The sequence below is a fragment of the Pseudomonas sp. NPDC090203 genome (assembly GCF_044746765.1).
Lineage (GTDB): Bacteria > Pseudomonadota > Gammaproteobacteria > Pseudomonadales > Pseudomonadaceae > Aquipseudomonas > Aquipseudomonas putida_AD.
The window spans coordinates 180,159-200,572 of the sequence record NZ_JBIVCV010000002.1 but is presented as its reverse complement, the minus strand read 5'-3'; the positions used below and the strand labels follow the sequence as shown (position 1 = coordinate 200,572).

Genomic DNA, 20,414 nt, shown 5'->3' with positions numbered 1-20,414 from the left:
TCTACCAGCTTCGTCCAGAACGGGTAGATGACTATGCATGCAGACCTATGGAGTTTCACTCTGGATTTTTACGCACGCCCCGGTGTTGAACAGGCGTGTCTGGCGCTGCAAGCCCACGGCGGCAATGTCTGCGCGCTGTTGTGTGGCGTCTGGCTGGACCAGAACCGCACCCCTTTCGATAGCGCGCGTGCAGGACAAATCAGACAATTGGCGTCGCCCTGGCACGATCAGGTGGTAGGCCCGTTGCGCGCGCTGCGCACGCAGTGGAAAAGCGCAGCCGCCACCGATGAAGAACTGGGCGCATTACGTGAACGTTTGAAGGTGCTGGAACTGGATGCCGAGCGAGAGTTGCTGGTCAGGCTGCAACGATTGATTCAGGACTGGCCTGAGCGAGGCGCGCAAAGGACTGGCGCCTGGCTGGAAGCGCTCGCGGGAGACGCCGCGAACCGTGCCCCGGACGCACTGCAGATCCTGCAGCACGCCGGGGAGGACATCACTTAGGAAGCGCTGCCTGGCGTCGAACCCGATGCAGGGGTCGCTGCCGGGGTCGCAGGCGCTACCGAAGCGGCTGGCGCGGTGGCCTGAGTCGATGCTGCCGGAGCAGGCGTCGCAGGCTTGGCGGCTGCCGGGGTCGCAGGTTTTGCTGCTGGTTTTGCTGCTGGACGGGCCGCAGGTTTCGCTGCTGCTGGCTTGGCGGCGGCTGGTTTGGCCGCAGGCTTTGCAGCAGTTGGCTTGGCAGCTACCGGTTTGGCTGCGGGTTTGGCAGCGGCTGGCTTGGCTGCGGTCTTGGCGGCAGCCGGTTTCGCGGCAGGCTTGGCAGCAGCGGTGGCAGGCTTGGCTGCAGGCTTGGCTGCAGCAGTCCTGGCCGGAGCCTTGGCGGCAACCGGAGCTTTTGCAGCCGGCTTGGCGGCAGGCTTGCTCGCAGCTTTGGCAGCGACAGGCGCCTTGGCAGCAGCAGGTTTGGCGGCGGCGGTTTTAGCAGCAGGTTTGGCTGCAGCTTTCACCGGGGCCTTGGCCACAGGTTTTGCAGCGGCTTTGACCGGCGCTTTCGCAGCGGCGGCTTTGGCAGGTGCCTTGGCAGCAGCGGCTTTGGCAGCAGGTTTTGCAGCTGGCTTGGCGGCTGGTTTCGCGGCAGCCTTGGCAGCAGGTTTAGCCGCAACCTTGGTCGGTGCCTTCGCTGCACGGTCGCTCAACGCCTTGCCCACGGCTTCCTTCACACGGCCAACGCCCTGCGCCAGCTTCAGGCTTTCCTGAGCGTCGCGCTTGAGGTTCTGGATGTAGGTGCGGGTTTCGGTCTGGCGATCTTTCAGCGCATCGAGCAACGCTTCAAGTTCATCGACGCCGGACTTGGCCTTGGCCTGCGCCTTGGCTTTGCCGGCAGTGGCGGCGTCCTGCAGTTTGGTGCGCGACTTGTGCAGTTTTTCCTGCGCCTTGCCGCGTTGTTTTTCGAGCTTGGCGAGCAACTTCTCGGCGTCAGCCAAAGCGGTGGAACAGGCATTTTCGAGATGTTCGAGCAAGCTGCTCGAGAGTTGTTGGAGCAAATGCAACGGAGTGTTTACTGGCTTCTTGTTGGCCGACATGACTTTCCTCCTGACTGATTTGAATGCGGCTCATACTAGACCTCTGCCCGCTACGCCGCTAGGGCATCTTGACACTACAATTTCCGGTCTGTTGCACTCGCACGAAAAACAGCACATCTACCCATCACACTCGGCCCCCGGCGCTGGCATAATCGCCACTCCCCAGGCCGGAGAGCATTCATGTCGCGCTACCTGTTTATGTCGTTGTTCCTCTTGGTACCCCTTGCTCACGCGACCGATGCCCCACCCTCCGACAATGCCCATGACCTGGCATACAGCCTGGGCGCGAGCCTGGGTGAACGCCTGCGCCAGGAGGCGCCGGACCTGCAGTTGCCGGCACTGATCGAAGGCCTGCAACAGGCGTATCAGAACAAGCCGCTGGCGATAAAACAGGAACGCATGGAGCAGATCCTCAGCGACCACGACGCAGCGCTCACGCAAGCTGAAAATTCCGGCCAGTCCGAGCCGCAGACCGAAGCTGCACTCAAGGAAGAGCGCCGGTTCATGGACAGCGAGAGAGCCAAGCCGGGTGTGCGCCAGCTCGCCGACGGCATCCTGATGACCGAGCTGACACCCGGTTCAGGCCCCAAGCCCGACATCAACGGTCGCGTGCAGGTGAAGTACGTCGGACGCCTGCCTGACGGCACGATCTTCGACCAGAACCCGCAGCCTCAGTGGTTCCGCCTGGACAGCGTGATTGCCGGCTGGACCACGGCGCTGGCCGACATGCCGGTCGGTGCCAAATGGCGCCTGGTGATTCCATCCGCGCAAGCCTACGGGGCCGAAGGCGCAGGCGACCTGATCGATCCGTTCACTCCGCTGGTGTTCGAAATCGAGCTGCTCGGGGTCTCCCAGTAACAGTAAAACCAGGCAACAAAAAAGGGTGCTCGAAGGCACCCTTTTTTACATCAGACCGACTCAGGCCTGGGCTGTAGCCGACTCGCTGTGAGCCGTGTGCAGCACTTCGATCAGGCAATCCTCGAGCTCGAACCGCTCATGGAGCAGGCCACCCAGCTCCTTGAATTTTTCCGCGACGCATTTGCCTTCATCACACAGATCGTTGAAGGCCAGAAGCTTTTCGGTGATGACGTCGATGCGGGGATAGATCGTGTCGGCGAGTTCAAGACCGCGCTTATCGTTGAACGCCTTGGCCTCGCCCGTCAGTTGCTCGTAGATTTCGAAATGACCGGCCGAGACATAATCGACCAGGGTGCCGCAGAATTCCTGCAGCTGCTTGGTGGTTTCCGACAAGGCATGGGGCTCTGCACCCAGAACATCGTAAGCCTTGATAAGCTCGGCGCGCTCCAGCAACCAGCGATCGATCAGCTTGTGAACTCCGCCCCAGCGTTCCTGAGCATTCTGACAACTTTCCAGCATGATGTTCTCTCTTCCCTTCAGGGGCACGCTGCCTGGAATCGCTTGGCGATCCGGCCTGATGCTTATGAAAACCGGCTCTGAAAAACGTCGACAGCAGCCTAAATCCGATGACGCGTGCGGCCCAGATTATGCCCGCTCGACCAGGCCTTCAAGGTACGTCGCCGATAAAGTTCATACAAGCGTTTAATCCGCCGACCCCACATCCATTGATCTGAACGGGCGAAATTCGATTACCAGGTAGTACAGCGCAAACAGACCAAGCCCCGAAAAAACCAGCAGGCTCCACTCCGGCGCACTGATCCCCAGAAGCGACCAGGTGATTTCCGAGCACCCCGCGCCACCGACGAGAATCAGGTAGACGACCTTCCAGAAAGGCTGGGAGTCGAGCAGGTATTGCAGGTTTTCGGCACAGGAAGCGGGGACGTCCACCGGCAGGTCTTGCAACCACACTTGCCGCGCCGCGACTGCGGCGCCTGCCAGCGCAAAGACGAACAGAGCCCCGGAGTAGACGCGCCAACCATTCATGCCGGGCTTGTGCAATACCGCAATCAGGCACAGACCCGAGCAGCTCAGCAACAGACCACGCTGCAGGAAACACAGCGGGCAAGGTGCGCCTAACGCGACGCGCTCAAGATAGAAAGCAGCTCCCACGACCGATGCGCAGGCGAGGAACGCCAGGAAAAACAGAGAGCGCGTGCGGGCCAGATGCATGGAAAATCCGTAACAAAAGACGAAGGCGGCTACGGTAGAGGAAAGGCGGACCCGCTTTCAAGGCGGCCAGAGGAGGATATTTCCTTCATTGCGTAGGGATTTCCGGATTCCAACGATAGGAATTTGAACTGCCACTCTGCTCATTCATGGCAAGGCTTATAGCAATTAGGGAAACGTCCTACACCAAGCGCCGCGAAGACAGCAAAAAGGCCCGAACACGGGCCTTTTGCGGTGACAGCGAAGCAAAGGTCAGGCGCGGGCGAGAGCAGGCAGCGGACGCGCCAATAAACGCTCATCCAGCAGGCCAAGCCCTTCTTGAAACAGCTGGTTGCTGCGGTCGGTTTCACCCAGTTGCCCAAGAAGCCGGGCAAGCTCGGCACAGGCTTCAGGGTTGCGCTGCAGCCTGAGGCTCGCCTCCAGATAGTCCCGCGCCTTGCCCCACAGGCTGCCTTGCAGGCACAAACGGCCCAGGGTCAGCAGCAGACCCGGATCGTCGGAATGGCCCTTGAGCCAGCCCTCGGCGGTTTGCAGTTGCCGGGCCGGATCGTTGCCTCGAACCAGGCCGTACAACCGCGCCAGATGGCTGTTGTAGTCGCGTTTCATGGCGGTGCGCAGCACCTCTTCGGCCTGGGCATCGGCGCCGTGGCGACGCAACTGTTCGGCGTACGCCAGAATGAGCGCAGGCTCCTGACGCTGGGCCGAGGTCAGTTGCTGCCAGGCCTGCTCCAGCGCTGGCAGGCCAGCGGCCTCGGATTCGTTTCCAGTCGGGCGGTACGCAGCCAGCGAGAGGTTTTCGCCCCAGGCACGCTTTTCCAGTTCCGCCAGTTCCTGGGCAGGCAGGACCTTGTCCTTGCGCAGTTCAGGCATCAGGCGGATCAGCTCGGACCACTCGCCGCGCTGGCGATACAGACGCTGCAATTGGCGCAGCACCTGCGGGTTGTGCGGATGACGCTCCTGCATCGCTTGCAGGGTCGAGAGCGCACCATCGCTGTCGCCACGGTCGAGTTGCAACTGGGCGTGGTTCAGGGCAATGGCCAGCTCGGCGTGCGGCTGACGCTCCAGGGCGCGCTCCAGCAGGTTGTCGCTGTCCTCGTAACGACCCTGTTCATTGGCTGCACGCGCTGCGCCCAGGTAGAATTGCAAAGGCTGCGGCTCGGCTTCGGCGGCGCGGCTCAGGTGCTTCTGCGCGCTGGCCCAGCGACCTTCGGCCAGGTCCATCTGCCCCTGCTCGATAGCGTTCTGCACGCGACGGCTGCGGTTACGTCGGGACCACGGATTGACCACCCCGCCCGAGGTGGTCAGCAACGTCACCAGGCCGCGCACGATCCAGATCAGTAAACCGATTGCCACCAGCAAGCCCAGCGCCGCCCACAGGCTGGATTCGTAGCGGAAGCTGTCGTAGGCGATGAGCACGTAACCCGCATGCCGGGAGATGGCCAGCCCCACCAGCGCCGCCACCACGATCAGTACGAAGACGATCACATAGGCGCGCTTCATGGCTTGCTCCCGGACTGCGCTCCGTCAGCCGGCTGCTCCAGCGCGCCGCCCACTGGTTTGTGGCGCTGCTCAAGATACGCCTGAACGGCGCCCAGGCTCTGGGTCAGGTCCGGGGTCATGACGGAGACCGGCTGTTTGGCCAGTTCGTCCAGGCGCTCGCCCAGCACTTTGCTCTGCGGGTTGTCCTGATTGAAGTTCGCGTCCAGCACGCTGCGCGCTTCGGCCACGGCTTTGCTGTAGACCGGCGCCTCACCGTTGAGGGCGGCCCACTGAGCCTGCTCCAGCGCCAGGCTCAGGGCCAGGCGAACCTGGGTCAGGCTTTCGCCTGCCAGCAACGGACGGATGTTTTTATCGGCGTTGAAATCGATGCGGATGTACTGGGAAATCTTGTCCCACCACTTGGCCCAATAGCTGTCTTCGCTGCCATCGGTAAGGCCGAGCAGCGACTGGCCCTTGTCCTTGTACTCAGGCGCCAGTGCATTGAGTTGCACCGCCTGCTCACGCAGCGCGGCCAGCTGCAGAAACAGCCCGGTGCGGTCCGGTTGATCGACGCTGCGCAGCGCCGCCAGGCTCTTGGCCAATTGCTCGCGGGCAGCGTAGGCACCCGGATCGTCCTGCTCGCGCAGGATTTCATCGGCGCCCTGCACCAGCGCCTGAGCGCTGTTGATGTCCTGCAACGCAGACAACCGCAGGCTGGCCAGGCGCAGCAAGTGCTCGGCTTCGGCCAGGCGCCAGTCCTTGCGGCTGGCACCGAGCACGGTTTCCAGCCGCTGACTCAGGCGCTGCTGGTCGCCCTGAAGCTGGGTGACCAGACGGCGGCGGTCTTCCAGCTCCGCGGCAGGCGGCAGTTGCGCCAGGCGCGCGGCCAGTTGCTCTTCGCTCTGCTTGAGGCTTTGGGTCTGGGCAGTAATGTCCTGCAACTGCCCGGACTGCTGCTGGTGGCCGGCCTGGATCGCTCGAAGCTGCCAGACGCTCCAGCCACCGACGGCAACGCCTGCCGCGCCCAGCAGTAACGCCAGTACAGCCAGCCCCGTAGCGGAGCGACGATGGGAAGGTTCTTTTTGCGCTGGACCTTGCAACGGCTCAGGTTTGGCCATTACCGGTTCAACGTCATCTTTGGGCAAGACTGTTTCGCTCACGTATCCATCCTGTGCATTTGGGCGCAATCGCGTCGTACGACTCGTCGATCATTACGCCTGAGAGGCAGGTTCGGGTTGTTCCCGCAACGCTGCCAGCAAGGCCGCGGCACTCGCGCCACGACAGTCCACTACGCTCTGAGCCCCGGCTTCACGGGCAAGTTCTGCGACCCTGGGGCTCGGTACGAATAAAGGCAACCGCGCCAGTTGCGGCCAGGCATCGCCCGCAAGCTGACGCAGATGTTCAAAACCCTGTCCACTGCTGACCACCAGCCCGTTCAGGCGTTCCGCCTCGACTCGTTGTGGCAGGACGAACGCCGGGTACTGCGGCAACGAGCGACGGTACAGCGGCAGATAATCGACAGCAACTCCCTGCTCACGCAGCTGCTCGGCCAGCCATTCGCGGCCGCCTTCGCCGCGCATGATCAGCACTTTGGGATCGTAGCCAGAAATGGCGGCTTGCAGTTGCGGCAGAGCGACCAGCGCTTCGCTGTCATCGCCCTGCTCGGGGTAGAACACCCGCAGGCCGTAGTCATCGAGAATCTGCGCGGTGGCGGCACCCACTGCAAACCAGTCCTGCATCGGCGGTTGCGGCCAGACTTCATCGACCAGTTCCAGCCCCAGCCGGGCCGCAGGCTTGCTGACCACGATCACCGCGCAGTACGCGGCGAGGTTGTAGATGATCGAGCGATTTTCTTCCGAAACCGGCAACGGCTGGATGTCCAGAAGCGGCAGGCTGCTGCTGAAAATGCCTTCTTCGGCGAGGGTCAGGGCCAGTGCCTGGGACTCCTCGGCCGGACGCGTCAGCAGCAGGCGCCAGCCCTTCACTCCTCGCCCGCCTCGCCGTACACCGCCTTGAGGATCTGCGCAGCGCCCTGCTCCAGCAGCGCTTCGGCCACCTGTACGCCCAAGCCTTGCGCATCTGCCAGCGGTGCTCGCGCTTCGGCGTGAAGCAGCAGGCTGCCGGCAGGGTCGCCCACCAGGCCACGCAGCCACAGCTGGTTGTTTTCCAGCACGGCATAGCAGGCGATCGGCACTTGGCAGCCGCCGTTGAGGTGCTTGTTCAACGCACGTTCTGCGGTGACGCGCACGGCGGTGTCGATGTGGTGCAGCGGCGCCAGCAAGGCGTGAAGCTCGGTGTCGGCAGTGCGGCACTCGATGCCCACCGCACCCTGACCACCGGCGGGCAGGCTGTCCTCGACGCTGATCGCCGAGGTGATGCGGTCTTCGAAGCCAAGGCGAATCAGGCCGGCGGCGGCGAGGATGATCGCGTCGTATTCGCCGGCATCGAGCTTGGCCAGACGGGTATTGACGTTGCCGCGCAGGAAATGGATTTTCAGGTCGGGACGGCGCGCCAGCAACTGGGCTTGACGACGCAGGCTGGACGTACCGACGATGCTGCCGGCAGGCAGATCGTCGAGACTTGCGAAGGAGTTGGACACGAACGCATCGCGCGGATCTTCCCGCTCACAGATGCAGAACAGGCCCAGCCCCTGGGGGAAATCCATCGGCACGTCTTTCATGGAGTGCACGGCGATGTCCGCTTCGTTTTCCAGCAGGGCGGTTTCCAGCTCCTTGACGAACAGGCCCTTGCCGCCGATTTTCGACAACGGGGAGTCCAGCAGCTTGTCGCCACGGCTGACCATCGGAACCAGGGACACGGTCAGGCCTGGGTGGGCCTGTTCCAGGCGAGCCTTGACGTACTCGGCCTGCCAGAGGGCCAGCGCGCTTTTGCGGGTGGCGATGCGGATTTCGCGAAGGGACATGGATCAATCCGTACTGAGTGAATGCGCCGATGATAACAGCTCGACCCAGGCGGGCCGAATGACTGTCTTGTATCCGCACGCATCATGAACTCAATCGGTGCACGCAAGCCATGCGACGGCGTGTCGCTCGCCCTGCCGGCCGGATCCCATGTAGGAGCGCGCTTGCCCGCGACCGCATTGTTTCAGGCAACCCTATTCACAGACATACCGCAGTCGCGGGCAAGCGCGCTCCTACAGAGAACGGCGATGGTTCAAAGCTGCTGCATCATCTTGCGCACGCCCGCCACGTGCCGGCGGCTGACAATCAGTGCATCGCCATTGAGTCCCTTGAGGAACAGCTGGAAATGCCCCAGGGGCGTTCGCTGCAGGCGCTCTATACGGTCGCGGGCCACCAGGGCGTTGCGGTGGATGCGCACGAAGCGATCACCGAACTCGTCTTCCAGCGCCTTGAGCGGCTCATCGAGCAGCACCTCGCCATCCTCGTGGCGAAGGGTCACGTACTTGTGGTCAGCGATGAAATAGATCACGTGATCCAGCGGGATCAGCTCGATGCCCTTGCGGGTGCGGGCACTGATGTGGCTGCGCGGGCCGTTGCCGCTTTCGGCAGCGGGCCGGGTCATGGCGGCCAGTTGCACGCGGTTGGGGCGCTCGGCCTTTTTCAGGGCTTCGAGCAGGTTTTCAGGGCGCACCGGCTTGACCAGATATCCCACGGCGCTGACCTGGAAAGCCTCCAGGGCAAACTCATCATGGGCGGTACAAAAGACCACTGCCGGAGGGGTGTCGCGTTCGCACAGTTTGGCTGCGACCTGGAGTCCATCCAGGCCCGGCATGCGAATGTCGAGCAACACCACGTCGGGCTTGAGGCTGTCGATCAGCGTCAGGGCTTCTTCGCCATTGGTGGCACTGGGTTCAAGGACCCGATAGCCCTCCAGGTCGCCAACCAGACGGCTCAGGCGATCGCGGGCTAGGGGTTCGTCATCAACGATCAGGACATTCATATTGCTCTGGCTTCCTGCGTGAGTCTCGCACAAGGATAGCGTAGACAGGTGAAGTGACGACCGTCACGGCGTTCCACGCTCAGACTCGCGAGAGGGCCAAAAAGTGCCGTGATTCGGGCGCCGATATTTGCCAAGGCCTGCTGAGTGCCGCTCGAAGCCTGCCTCAGGCTGGCTTCTTCATAGGGATTACTGACACGCAATATGAATACTCCCCGTTCGTAGTTCGCCTCGACCCTGACCACCCCGCCTTCGACGCGGGGCGCGATACCGTAGATCAATGCGTTCTCAAGTAATGGCTGCAAGGTTAGCTGGGGAATCGGCACATCGTCGGGAATTGCACTGACGTCCCAGTCCAACTGTAGACGCTCGCCAAGTCGATATTGCTCAATCGATAGATATCGTTTGGCCAACTCCAGCTCATCTCGCCACGTGGTCAGGCTGCCGGGCTTTCCCAGGCTGGCGCGAAACAGGTCCGACAGATCCAGCACCGCCTGCTCGGCCTTGCGCGGGTCACTGGTGACCAGGCTTGCGATGCTGTTGAGCGTGTTGAACAAAAAGTGCGGCCGGATCCGCGCCTGCAATGACTCGATCCTGGCCCGCAACTCCGCCTGTTGCTGTTTGCGCCACTGACTCTGCAGATAAAAGTAGCGCAACATCAGCGCAGACATGATGAGTGCAATCAACGAATAACGAAGATAGCGCTCGATGTCCCCGTCTGCGGCACTGGCGCCCTCGATCTGACAATAGTCAGTCACCCCGGTGCACGCCAACGTCACGGCCACCACCAGCAGGCAACCCAGGGCCCCGGCGATGCCAGGCTTCAAACGCGCGAGCCAGGGCCGCAAGCCGCACAGCAACGCCGCCGACAGCAGCACGATCCACTGCACGAACAGCGAAATCAAAGCCAGGCGCACCCAGTCGAACCCCGGATGCATGGGTTCGACCAGCACCAGGACCAGCACCAGCAGTTCGGCCAGCACGACCAGAACCAGCAGCGCCCCGGGCAGGCACAGTTCCGGAAGGAAGAACTCGGTTCTGGCCGCAGCGCTCTGGCCCGGATTGTTGCGCTCGTTTTGCATGGGTTCAGTCTCTGCCCTCGCGCCCCTGCGGGCAAGCCGCCCGGCATAAAAAACAGCAATGCTGTTATCATCGCCCGCGCCTTTTGAAAACGGCGACGCGAATTCTCAATCAGCACAGTAACCAGCACAGCAGCGAGCGAATCCATGAGCACCGACAAGACCAACCAGTCCTGGGGCGGCCGCTTCAGTGAACCCGTCGACGCCTTCGTCGCACGCTTCACCGCCTCCGTCACTTTCGACCAGCGCCTCTACCGCCACGACATCATGGGCTCGATCGCCCACGCCACGATGCTGGCCAAGGTCGGCGTACTGACCGATGCCGAACGCGACACCATCATCGACGGCCTGAAGACCATTCAAGGCGAGATCGAAGCCGGTACGTTCGACTGGCGCGTGGACCTGGAAGACGTGCACATGAACATCGAAGCGCGTCTGACTGACCGTATCGGTATCACCGGCAAGAAACTGCACACCGGCCGCAGCCGCAACGACCAGGTCGCCACCGACATCCGCCTGTGGCTGCGTGACGAGATCGACCTGATCCTGGCTGAAATCACTCGCCTGCAAGAAGGCCTGCTGGGCCTGGCCGAGCGTGAAGCCGAGACCATCATGCCGGGCTTCACTCATCTGCAGACCGCACAGCCTGTGACCTTCGGCCACCACATGCTGGCCTGGTTCGAAATGCTCAGCCGCGACCACGAGCGCCTGGTCGATTGCCGCAAGCGCACCAACCGCATGCCACTGGGCAGCGCGGCGCTGGCCGGCACCACCTACCCGATCGATCGCGAACTGACCTGCCAGTTGCTGGGTTTCGAAGCCGTGGGCGGCAACTCGCTGGACAGCGTTTCGGATCGCGACTTCGCCATCGAATTCTGCGCAGCCGCAAGCGTAGCCATGATGCACCTGTCGCGCTTCTCCGAAGAGCTGGTGCTGTGGACCAGCGCGCAGTTCCAGTTCATCGACCTGCCTGACCGCTTCTGCACCGGCAGCTCGATCATGCCGCAAAAGAAAAATCCCGACGTGCCTGAGCTGGTGCGTGGCAAGAGCGGCCGCGTGTTCGGCGCGCTGATGGGCCTGCTGACCCTGATGAAAGGCCAGCCGCTGGCCTACAACAAGGACAACCAGGAAGACAAGGAGCCACTGTTCGACGCCGCCGACACCCTGCGTGACTCGCTACGCGCCTTCGCCGACATGATTCCCGCGATCAAGCCCAAGCACGAAATCATGCGTGAAGCAGCCCTGCGCGGCTTCTCGACGGCGACTGACCTGGCCGACTACCTGGTGCGCCGTGGCCTGCCGTTCCGTGACTGCCACGAGATCGTCGGCCATGCCGTGAAATACGGCGTGCAAACCGGCAAGGACCTGGCCGAAATGACACTGGACGAGCTGCGCCAGTTCAGCGACCAGATCGAGCAGGACGTGTTCGCCGTGCTGACCCTGGAAGGCTCGGTCAACGCCCGCGACCATATAGGCGGCACCGCCCCGGCTCAGGTCAAGGCGGCCGTGGTGCGTGGCAAGCAATTGCTCGCCACCCGCTAACCCGTAGGAGCGCGCTTGCCCGCGATAGCGGTATGTCAGTCGACGATTTTGTCACAGGCACACCGCCGTCTCGGGCAAGCGCGCTCCTACAACAGCTTAGGCAGCGCCTGCGGGCCTGACCCGCTCCAGAAATAGCGGATAGTCCACTTCCCGATCCGCCGCGATGATGCGGGCGTTCGGCCGATCATTTAGTTGCGCCAGCAATTGCCTCGCACCCATCACTTCGTCAATCAGGTTCAGACCGAACAGCTGCTGCGCTACCTGCTGCGCGAGATCCACGCTGTACATGAAGTAGATATCAGCCAAGGTAAACTCATTGCCGCTGAGATAGGGCGCGATGCGCGCGCGTCGGGCTAATGCCGCGAAGCCCTTGATCAGATCCCGCCTGGCCTTGGCCTTGAGCGCCTCAGGCGTGGCACGGCCTGCGAATAGCACTTCGACGTAGCAAAGCCGTGCAGGCAGTTCGATATAGAGCTCGATTTCCTTGACCGTCGTCCAGATTTGCGCACGTTCGAACGGGTCGATGGGCAGCAACGCAGGCTGCGGGTGGGTGTCTTCGATATAACGCAGAATAACGTCGGTTTCGCTGATGAAGCCATTCGGTGTGCCCAGCACTGGGACCTTGCCACGAGCGCTGATCGCCAGCGTTTCGGGATTCTGACAACCGTGCAGCGGCATTACTTCAAAGGGCAGTCGCTTTTCGAGCAACGCCAGCTTGACCATGTTGAAGTAGTTGCTAGAGGCGAATCCATAGAGTTTGTACATAAAACCGGGCCTCCCTGGCCGTGTAAGTGGATAGGTGCGTTCCGTCCGGACACCGAAGCGGACCGGAACCAAACCTAACACCCGATTGAGATCTTGGGTTGATCCGAATCATGACCAGACCTTGCAAGAAATTGGCGTTAAACTGCCAGCCTTTCCCGAGGAGTTCGCCATGAGCGACCAGATCGACAACGATGAAGAAGAATTCGCTGGATCGACCCTGATCCAGGCGATCGAAAACCAGATCGAGAGCGACAACCCGCCTGCCGCCAAGGCCACGTTCAACAAGCTGACGCTGGTGGGTTACGAGCGTGACGACATCCTGGAAATGATGGCCCACGTGCTGGCGTTCGAAATCGACGACATGCTCGAAGCCGATCGCCCGTTCGACAACGAGTGGTACGAAAAAGCCCTGCGCGCCCTGCCAGAGCTGCCACCGGGCGTGAAGCTCGAAGACGACGAGTAAACGACGAAAACCCCGTAGCAGCGCGGCTTGCCGGCGGGGGCGGTGTGTCAGTTGAACAATGTTTGGCTGACACACCGCTCCCGCCGGCAAGCCGTGCTGCTACGAGAGCAAGACAATGCCCCGCGCCAAAACGTCACCTGACGACCGGCCAGATACTTTCTGCAAAACCCCCAGACGCTTACTACACTCCAGATGCCCCGCTGCCGCTTCGAAAACGGGGTTGTCACGTCTGCGATGCACTCGCCGCGTCATTCATTAGAAAAAGTCTGGAGCCTCTATGTCGTTCACCCCTGAATTGGTTGCCGAACTGGAAATCCTGTCTCTGTTCAATCTGCGCAATACCCAGGAGGGCTTGAAGGTCCATCACGTGGCCGCCCCTGCAGCCATCGCTGCCGCCCAACGACTCTTTGACAAAGGCCTGACCACTCAGGTCGACGGTGGTTATCTCACAAGCCTCGGGCTGGACGCCGCCGAACACGCGCAATCGCTGCTCATCATTCTGTCTGCCGCCCAGGAAGCGGCCTGAGGTCGCCCGCTCGCGAAACCTTTGCTCAGGATGTGTGAAATAAAGGTTTCGCGAACCCTTCATTTATAAGATGCTGCGCCGATAGAATTCTGACGCCAGAAAAAACACTAACAGTCGCGTCAACGACCGTTGCTCGCCCCTGTACCTTCTTCCTGCCGTCCAGTTCGCCACCCCAGCAGTGCCGCTCGCCGGCCTTGAGTCGCGATGACGCGTAGTTTCGAAATCCGCCCCGACCTGGATGAGGGCATCGACCGCAAGGTTCTCAGCCAGTTACGCAACCGCTTCCTGACCCTCAATGAAGGGCGGATCGCGCGTGCCAATGAAGGTCTGTCCACACGTCAGCAATCGGTTCTGGCGCTGCTGCCGCTGTTCTTTCACGTCAATCACCCGCTGCTGCCCGGCTATGTGTCCGGCGCCACGCCTGCGGGGGTTTCAAATTACGAACCCGATGCCCAGGCCCTTGCCGAAGCCCAGCGCCTGACCCGCTCGTTTTCCTACAGACCAAGGCGCGGCAGTGCGCCGCAACCGATCCACGGCATCTTCCTGATGGGCAGCCTGGGCACACTCGCCCAGGCCGATCACAGCGACATGGACGTTTGGATCTGCCACGACACCCTGCTCCCCCCCGAGCAGGTGCTGGAACTGCGCAAGAAATGCCAGGCGCTGGAAGCCTGGGCAGCGACCATGGGTGCCGAGGTGCATTTTTTCCTGATCGACCCGCAGCGCTTCGTGCTGGGCGAGCGCGACGCGCAACTGAGCGGCGAAGACTGCGGGACCACCCAGCACTACCTGCTGCTGGACGAGTTCTACCGCACTGCCATCTGGCTGGCCGGGCGCACGCCGATGTGGTGGCTGGTGCCCGTCTACGAAGAATCCCGTTACGCCGAATACACCCATACGCTGCTGTCCAAACGCTTCATTCGGGCCGATGAGGCCATCGACCTGGGTAACATGTCCCACATCCCGCCCGGAGAATTCATCGGCGCAGGGCTGTGGCAACTGTTCAAGGGAATCGAATCGCCCTACAAGTCGGTGCTCAAGCTGCTGTTGACCGAGGTCTACGCCAGCGAACATCCGAACGTGCAGTGCCTGAGCATGCGCCTCAAGCAGCAGGTGTTCGCCAACCGCACCGACCTCGACGAGCTGGACCCGTACATGATGGTCTACCGTCGCATCGAGGAGTACCTGCTGGGGCGCGGCGAAACCGAGCGGCTGGAGCTGGTGCGGCGCAGCCTGTACCTGAAAGTGAACAAGAAACTCACCGGCCTGCCGCGCCTGCGCACCACGAGTTGGCAGCGCCAGTTGCTCGACAAGCTGGCCAGGGAATGGAAGTGGGACGAACGCCAACTGGCGCTGCTCGACAGCCGCAGCCAGTGGAAGGTGCGCCAGGTCGCCAGCGAGCGCCGGGCGCTGGTCAGCGAGCTGAATTACAGCTACCGCTTCCTGACCCAGTTCGCCCGAAACCAGAACGTCATCAGCTCGATCAACAAACGCGACCTGAGCGTGCTCGGCCGCAGGCTTTACGCAGCCTTCGAGCGCAAGGCGGGCAAGGTCGAGTTCGTCAATCCCGGCATCGCCCCGGACCTGGCCGAGGACACCCTGACGCTGGTGCAGTCGCCCAACAAGCTTGAGCCCGGCAAATATCAGTGGGGCCTCTACAACGGCAACCTCGGCATTCAGGAGTGGGAACATTTCGCGCCGATAAAGCGCAGCCGCGAATTGCTGGAGCTGCTCGCCTGGTGCCATCGCAACAATGTGATCGACAGCAGCACCCGCCTGGCGCTGCACCCCGGCACCAGTGACCTGACCGAATTCGAGCTGTTCAACCTGCAAGGCGCGTTGCAACAGAGCCTGCCGATGCCACTGGGCGTGGTGAGTGAAGAAGCGCTGTTGCGCCCCAGCGTGCCGACGGAAATCCTGTTGCTGGTGAACGTGGGCGTCGATCCGCTCAAGCACCACAAGGACCTGAACATCCTGATGACCACCGAGCGCACGGACTCGCTCAGTTACGCAGGCGTGCGGGAAAACCTGGTGCTGACCTTCGACCAGATCACCCTCAACAGCTGGAACGAGGTGCTGGTCAGCCGCTTCGATGGCCCATACGCGCTGCTCGACTGCCTGACCGAACTGCTCAATCACCTGCCCGATTCGCAGCCCAGACCGGTGATTCGTGTGCGCTGTTTCTGCCACAACCGCGCCCCGGCCATCGCCCAGCGGGTCGAGGAGCTGGTCAATACCGCGCAGTTGCTCTTGGCCAGGCGGCTGAATCATCGCTACCTGATCCAGATCGAACAGAAGTATCACGTGCTGGAGATGACGCCGGGCCAGGTCACTCACGTCCCGCTCGATAACCTGCCGGCGCTGTACGACTATCTGGGCGAGGAATTGCCCGATTACAGCCCGATCCATCTGGACCCGCAGGCGCTGGATGACAGCGATCTGTCGCTGATCATTCCTCACGGCCAGCCAGAATGTATCCAGGTGTTCTACCGCATCAGCGAGCCCTGGGCCGATCTGTACGTACTCGATGAGCACAATGCGCTGTGGCACCAGCGCCTGCCCTGGCACGACGAGCCCAGCCTGCTGATGCCGATCCAGCGCTTCCTGCAATCGCTGATGTACCGCCGCGGGGCGTTGCTGCCGCTGGACAACCCGATGGATCCGCAGGTGCTGGAAACCCTGTACTACCGCATCACCCCGGACGGCAGCGCCCGCGCGCGGCGTATCGAGCAGCGGCTGGCGCCCGTGACCCGGACCGACAAACCGTTCTACGACGTGCAGGCCATCGTCGAGGAAGCCGCGCCGGGTGAGGTCAACGTCACGCTGTACTGCGATGGCATGGAGTTTTCGGAGCTGGAATTCGGCGAGCAACTGTTCAGCATCGTGGCCCGGCAGATCCTTGAGCGGCGCAGCGAGCCACAGCGCTATCGTTGCTACATCACGGACCTGGATCTATCCGGTGTGCTGACGGAAACCCGCGGCCAGACGATCCTGTTCCTGCGCTACAAGGCCGAGCTTGAGAAGTCGCTGAATGATGCGATGGATGAGGCTTGATCCCACAAGTCACACCACCCCGTAGCAGCACGGCTTGCCGGCGGGAGCGGTGTGTCAGTTGGAAAATGTCTGGCTGACACACCGCTCCCGCCGGCAAGCCGTGCTGCTACGGAGCTAGGCGTCCAGACGGCGTTGCTCGGCCTGGCGCACGATCTCGCGCCGGCGCTCGTCGGTCGCCGCACGCCATTCGCGGATGTCTTCGACGTGGCGCAAACATCCGGTACACACTTTCTGCTCATCGAGCCGGCACACACTGATGCACGGCGAAGGCACCGCCGGGCTGACGTTGCTGAACAGCGGCTTGGGCGGACGGACGGGGGCGGTGCTGGTGGTCACGATCAGTTGCCGTCGATGGCTTCGAAGTCGATTTCCACGCCGGCCTGCTTCAGCGCCAGTCGGCCGAGCATCTCGCCCAGCAGCTCTTCGGTCTTGTCGCAGACCCAACGCTTTTCCTCGGCGTCGTAGTCGAAGTGAAAACCGCCTGCGACAGCGGCCAGCCAAAGCTGACGCAGCGGCTCCTGGCGGCTGAAGATGAATTGAGTGCCGTTCTCGAATTTCACGGTCAGCACGCCGGCCGAACTCTCAAGGTCCAGGTCCAGGTCGCTCTCGTCGAAAATATCTTCGAGCTTTTCTTGGGTCGCATCGACCAGGTCGTGAAAACGGGCTTCGGTCAAACTCATTGCAGGAACCTCGAAAGTGTCTACTGATGGCGCAGCGACGCAAGATACGGTCGCTTACAGCCAATTGCAAAGCATACCCGCCCTTCGGCGACTTGCCGCGCCAAAAAAACGCACGTTCATCGGCAGGCACACCGGCGGTTGCGTCAAAGCCCCGCCGGACGGGAACCTTGGCGCATAGGCAATCTGTCGGGTGGTGGGTATACTCGGGCGCAATTAATGCTTATCCAAAGGATTTCGCCATGAAGCGCCTGATTTCCTCACTGGCCGCGCTGCTTGCTGTCGCGTGCCTGGTATCTGCCTGCGGTCAGAAAGGTCCACTGTATCTGCCAGACGACGAACAGTCCGATGCACCTGGCGCCCAGACCAAATCGCACTCGCACAAGCATTCGACCTACTAGGGATCAGCCATGGAAGCCTTCAACTACCGCGGCGGTGAGCTGTTCGCGGAAGGCGTGGCATTGTCTGCCATCGCCGAGCGGTTCGGCACGCCGACCTACGTCTACTCTCGCGCTCACATCGAGGCGCAGTACCGCGCCTACGCCGATGCCCTGAGCGGCATGCCGCACCTGGTGTGCTTCGCGGTCAAGGCCAACTCCAACCTGGGCGTGCTCAATGTGCTGGCGCGCCTGGGTGCCGGTTTCGACATCGTTTCCCGTGGCGAACTGGAGCGCGTGCTGGCCGCAGGCGGCCAGGGCGACAAGATCGTGTTCTCCGGCGTCGGCAAGACCCGTGACGACATGCGCCGCGCCCTTGAAGTGGGCGTGCATTGCTTCAACGTCGAATCCACCGACGAGCTGGAGCGCCTGCAGGTCGTGGCCGCCGAGATGGGCGTGCGCGCCCCGGTTTCGCTGCGTGTGAACCCCGACGTTGACGCGGGCACCCACCCGTACATTTCCACGGGCCTCAAAGAAAACAAGTTCGGCATCGGCATCGAGCAGGCCGAAGACGTGTACATCCGCGCGGCCCAGTTGCCGAACCTGGAAGTGATCGGCGTCGATTGTCACATCGGTTCGCAACTGACCACCCTGTCGCCTTTCGTCGATGCGCTGGATCGCCTGCTGGATCTGGTCGACCGTCTGGGCGACTGCGGCATCCAGCTGCGTCACCTGGATCTGGGTGGCGGCCTGGGCGTGCGCTACCGCGACGAAGAGCCACCGCTGGCCGGCGACTACATCAAGGCTGTGCGTGAGCGCCTGGCCGGTCGCGACCTGGCGCTGATGTTCGAACCGGGCCGTTTCATCGTCGCCAACGCAGGCGTACTGGTGACCCAGGTCGAATACCTCAAGCACACCGAGCACAAGGATTTCGCCATCGTCGATGCGGCCATGAACGACCTGATTCGTCCCGCGCTGTACCAGGCCTGGATGAATGTCACGGCGGTCAAGCCACGCGACGGCGCGACCCGCACCTACGACATCGTTGGGCCAATCTGCGAAACCGGCGACTTCCTGGCCAAGGAGCGCGAACTGGCGCTGGCCGAAGGTGATCTGCTGGCTGTGCACTCTGCCGGCGCCTATGGTTTCGTCATGAGCTCCAACTACAACACCCGCGGGCGTGCCGCCGAGGTTCTGGTGGATGGCGATCAGGCGTTCGAAGTGCGTCGTCGTGAAACCGTGACTGAGCTGTTTGCCGGCGAAAGCCTGCTGCCGGAGTAAGCCCATGCTGCTGCGTTTTACCAAGATGCATGGCCTGGGCAACGACTTCATGGTGCTGGACCTCGTGAGCCAGCACGCGCACATCCTGCCCAAGCACGCCAAGCAATGGGGCGATCGACACACCGGTATCGGTTTCGATCAGCTGCTGCTGGTTGAAGCGCCGAGCAATCCGGACGTGGATTTCCGCTACCGGATCTTCAATTCCGACGGCTCTGAAGTCGAGCAGTGCGGCAACGGAGCGCGCTGCTTTGCGCGCTTCGTGCTGGACAAGCGCCTGACGGCCAAGAAACAGATTCGCGTGGAAACCAAGGGCGGCATCATCGAGCTGGACATCCGCAACGATGGCCAGATCAGCGTCGACATGGGCGCACCGCGCCTGGTGCCTGCCGATATTCCGTTCGATGCGCCGCAACAGGCCACCAGCTACACGCTTGATGTCGAAGGCGAAAGCGTCGAGCTGGCTGCCGTGTCCATGGGCAATCCCCATGCGGTGCTGCGGGTTTTCGACATCAATAACGCACCGGTTCACAGCCTGGGCCCGAAAATCGAGAACCATCCCCGCTTTCCTGCGCGGGTGAACGTCGGTTTCCTGCACGTCGTGGATCGTCAGCGCGCACAATTGCGTGTCTGGGAGCGTGGCGCCGGGGAAACCCAGGCCTGCGGTACCGGCGCATGTGCGGCAGCGGTTGCGGCCATCAGCCAGGGCTGGATGGATTCGCCGCTGCTGATCGATCTGCCTGGCGGACGCCTGTCCATCGAGTGGGGCGGCCCTGGCCAGCCCGTGCTGATGACCGGCCCCGCCGTCAGGGTCTATGAAGGCCAAGTACGTCTATGAGTGAGAGCATGCAATGACCGACCAGCCTCAGACTTCAACCGACCTGCCCAGCGAATCGCCTGCCGATGACGCAGCGCCCGCCCTTGAAGCCGAGGCTGTCGCGAAATGGCTTGCACAACACCCGGACTTTTTCGCCGAACACGATGAGCTGCTGACCAGCATGCGCATCCCCCACCAGCGCGGCGACAGCGTCTCGCTGGTGGAGCGCCAGCTCAAGCTGCTGCGCGAGCGCAACATCGAGATGCGCCATCGCCTGTCGCAACTGATGGACGTGGCCCGGGACAACGACCGCCTGTTCGAAAAGACCCGTCGCCTGATTCTCGCGCTGATGGACGCCACCAGCCTCGAAGAAATCGTCATCGCCGTGGAAGACAGCCTGCGCCAGGACTTTCAGGTGCCCTTCGTCAGCCTGATCCTGTTCAGCGACAACCCCATGACCGTTGGCCGCTGGGTCAGCGCAGCCGAAGCGCAGAAGGCCATTGGCGGGCTGATGTCGGGCGGCAAGACCGTTTGCGGCGCCCTGCGTGAGCACGAACTGGAATTCCTGTTCGGCGCCGACCAGAGCAAGGAAGTGGGCTCGACCGCCATCGTTTCCCTGAGCCATCAAGGGCTGCACGGCGTGCTTGCCATCGGCAGCCGTGATCCGCAGCACTACAAGAGTTCGGTCGGTACCCTGTTCCTGAGCTACATCGCCGACGTGCTGAGCCGCCTGTTGCCGCGCTTCACCAACGCCCTGCGTTCGGTTCGCTAGTC

General features: G+C 62.3%; 22 protein-coding genes. 10 read left to right on the top strand and 12 right to left on the bottom strand.

Going from position 1 to position 20,414, the window contains the following annotated elements; all coding sequences use genetic code 11:
* Nucleotides 1-33 precede the first annotated feature (33 nt).
* A complete protein-coding gene (locus ACIPO9_RS03765; RefSeq protein WP_400779236.1) occupies nucleotides 34-501 on the top strand; it encodes a TIGR02444 family protein in 468 nt (155 codons plus the stop codon).
* Here the strand turns inward: ACIPO9_RS03765 and ACIPO9_RS03760 are convergent.
* Nucleotides 498-1,580 (bottom strand): AlgP family protein, encoded by a 1,083-nt coding sequence (locus ACIPO9_RS03760; RefSeq protein WP_400778943.1) that lies wholly within the window; start codon nucleotides 1,578-1,580, stop codon nucleotides 498-500. The two genes, ACIPO9_RS03765 and ACIPO9_RS03760, sit on opposite strands and share 4 nt — an antisense overlap.
* A 180-nt stretch (nucleotides 1,581-1,760) precedes the next feature.
* On the opposite strand from ACIPO9_RS03760, the gene ACIPO9_RS03755 reads away from it, so the two are divergent.
* Nucleotides 1,761-2,438 (top strand): FKBP-type peptidyl-prolyl cis-trans isomerase, encoded by a 678-nt coding sequence (locus ACIPO9_RS03755; RefSeq protein WP_274133046.1) that lies wholly within the window; start codon nucleotides 1,761-1,763, stop codon nucleotides 2,436-2,438.
* Nucleotides 2,439-2,498: 60 nt separating this feature from the next.
* On the opposite strand, the gene rsd is transcribed toward ACIPO9_RS03755, so the two are convergent.
* The 8 genes from rsd to ACIPO9_RS03715 form a co-directional block, all read right to left on the bottom strand.
* The gene (rsd, locus tag ACIPO9_RS03750) at nucleotides 2,499-2,957 is read right to left on the bottom strand and encodes a sigma D regulator (protein ID WP_400606365.1); all 459 of its coding nucleotides are present in this window, start codon (nucleotides 2,955-2,957) and stop codon (nucleotides 2,499-2,501) included.
* A gap of 183 nt (nucleotides 2,958-3,140) precedes the next feature.
* Nucleotides 3,141-3,668: a disulfide bond formation protein B gene (locus ACIPO9_RS03745; RefSeq protein WP_400778941.1), complete on the bottom strand. Its 528-nt coding sequence runs from the start codon at nucleotides 3,666-3,668 to the stop codon at nucleotides 3,141-3,143.
* Nucleotides 3,669-3,917: 249 nt separating this feature from the next.
* Nucleotides 3,918-5,165 carry a heme biosynthesis protein HemY gene (locus ACIPO9_RS03740; protein ID WP_400606073.1) on the bottom strand — a complete coding sequence of 416 codons (1,248 nt, stop codon included), beginning with the start codon at nucleotides 5,163-5,165 and terminating at the stop codon, nucleotides 3,918-3,920.
* A complete protein-coding gene (locus ACIPO9_RS03735) occupies nucleotides 5,162-6,304 on the bottom strand; it encodes a uroporphyrinogen-III C-methyltransferase (protein ID WP_400606075.1) in 1,143 nt (380 codons plus the stop codon). Before ACIPO9_RS03735 ends, ACIPO9_RS03740 begins: the two co-directional genes overlap by 4 nt.
* A 51-nt stretch (nucleotides 6,305-6,355) precedes the next feature.
* Nucleotides 6,356-7,129: a uroporphyrinogen-III synthase gene (locus ACIPO9_RS03730; protein ID WP_400778939.1), complete on the bottom strand. Its 774-nt coding sequence runs from the start codon at nucleotides 7,127-7,129 to the stop codon at nucleotides 6,356-6,358.
* Nucleotides 7,126-8,067, bottom strand: coding sequence for a hydroxymethylbilane synthase (gene hemC / locus ACIPO9_RS03725; protein WP_400778937.1), 942 nt, complete (start codon nucleotides 8,065-8,067; stop codon nucleotides 7,126-7,128). Before hemC ends, ACIPO9_RS03730 begins: the two co-directional genes overlap by 4 nt.
* A 251-nt stretch (nucleotides 8,068-8,318) precedes the next feature.
* The gene (locus ACIPO9_RS03720) at nucleotides 8,319-9,065 is read right to left on the bottom strand and encodes a LytTR family DNA-binding domain-containing protein (RefSeq protein ID WP_274133053.1); all 747 of its coding nucleotides are present in this window, start codon (nucleotides 9,063-9,065) and stop codon (nucleotides 8,319-8,321) included.
* Entirely contained in the window at nucleotides 9,062-10,144 is a 1,083-nt protein-coding gene (locus tag ACIPO9_RS03715) for a sensor histidine kinase (RefSeq protein ID WP_400778935.1), read from the bottom strand. Before ACIPO9_RS03715 ends, ACIPO9_RS03720 begins: the two co-directional genes overlap by 4 nt.
* 144 nt (nucleotides 10,145-10,288) lie before the next feature.
* Between ACIPO9_RS03715 and argH the strand changes: the two genes are divergently transcribed.
* Entirely contained in the window at nucleotides 10,289-11,683 is a 1,395-nt protein-coding gene (argH, locus tag ACIPO9_RS03710) for an argininosuccinate lyase (RefSeq protein ID WP_400778933.1), read from the top strand.
* A gap of 96 nt (nucleotides 11,684-11,779) precedes the next feature.
* On the opposite strand, the gene ACIPO9_RS03705 is transcribed toward argH, so the two are convergent.
* The gene (locus tag ACIPO9_RS03705; protein ID WP_400778931.1) at nucleotides 11,780-12,448 is read right to left on the bottom strand and encodes a glutathione S-transferase family protein; all 669 of its coding nucleotides are present in this window, start codon (nucleotides 12,446-12,448) and stop codon (nucleotides 11,780-11,782) included.
* 169 nt (nucleotides 12,449-12,617) lie between these two features.
* On the opposite strand from ACIPO9_RS03705, the gene ACIPO9_RS03700 reads away from it, so the two are divergent.
* The 3 genes from ACIPO9_RS03700 (at nucleotide 12,618) to ACIPO9_RS03690 (ending at nucleotide 16,491) form a co-directional block, all read left to right on the top strand.
* Entirely contained in the window at nucleotides 12,618-12,911 is a 294-nt protein-coding gene (locus ACIPO9_RS03700) for a hypothetical protein (protein ID WP_274133058.1), read from the top strand.
* Between the two features lie 277 nt (nucleotides 12,912-13,188).
* Nucleotides 13,189-13,437, top strand: a complete 249-nt coding sequence (locus ACIPO9_RS03695) for a TIGR02647 family protein (protein ID WP_274133059.1) — start codon at nucleotides 13,189-13,191, stop codon at nucleotides 13,435-13,437.
* Nucleotides 13,438-13,641: 204 nt separating this feature from the next.
* Nucleotides 13,642-16,491, top strand: a complete 2,850-nt coding sequence (locus ACIPO9_RS03690) for a class I adenylate cyclase (protein WP_400778929.1) — start codon at nucleotides 13,642-13,644, stop codon at nucleotides 16,489-16,491.
* Between the two features lie 114 nt (nucleotides 16,492-16,605).
* Here ACIPO9_RS03690 and ACIPO9_RS03685 read toward each other — a convergent pair whose 3' ends face one another.
* Entirely contained in the window at nucleotides 16,606-16,827 is a 222-nt protein-coding gene (locus ACIPO9_RS03685) for a DUF1289 domain-containing protein (RefSeq protein WP_400778927.1), read from the bottom strand.
* Nucleotides 16,828-16,829: 2 nt separating this feature from the next.
* Entirely contained in the window at nucleotides 16,830-17,171 is a 342-nt protein-coding gene (gene cyaY, locus ACIPO9_RS03680; RefSeq protein WP_274133062.1) for an iron donor protein CyaY, read from the bottom strand.
* Between the two features lie 239 nt (nucleotides 17,172-17,410).
* Here cyaY and ACIPO9_RS03675 point away from each other — a divergent pair, with 239 nt between their 5' ends.
* The 4 genes from ACIPO9_RS03675 to ACIPO9_RS03660 are packed head-to-tail and all read left to right on the top strand — an operon-like array spanning nucleotide 17,411 to nucleotide 20,412.
* Entirely contained in the window at nucleotides 17,411-17,569 is a 159-nt protein-coding gene (locus ACIPO9_RS03675; protein WP_274133063.1) for a lipoprotein, read from the top strand.
* A gap of 9 nt (nucleotides 17,570-17,578) precedes the next feature.
* On the top strand, nucleotides 17,579-18,826 hold the full coding sequence (gene lysA, locus ACIPO9_RS03670; protein WP_400778925.1) for a diaminopimelate decarboxylase: 1,248 nt from the start codon (nucleotides 17,579-17,581) through the stop codon (nucleotides 18,824-18,826).
* 4 nt (nucleotides 18,827-18,830) lie between these two features.
* Nucleotides 18,831-19,661 carry a diaminopimelate epimerase gene (gene dapF / locus ACIPO9_RS03665; protein ID WP_274133066.1) on the top strand — a complete coding sequence of 277 codons (831 nt, stop codon included), beginning with the start codon at nucleotides 18,831-18,833 and terminating at the stop codon, nucleotides 19,659-19,661.
* A gap of 13 nt (nucleotides 19,662-19,674) precedes the next feature.
* Entirely contained in the window at nucleotides 19,675-20,412 is a 738-nt protein-coding gene (locus ACIPO9_RS03660; RefSeq protein WP_274133067.1) for a DUF484 family protein, read from the top strand.
* The last annotated feature ends 2 nt before the right edge of the window (nucleotides 20,413-20,414 follow it).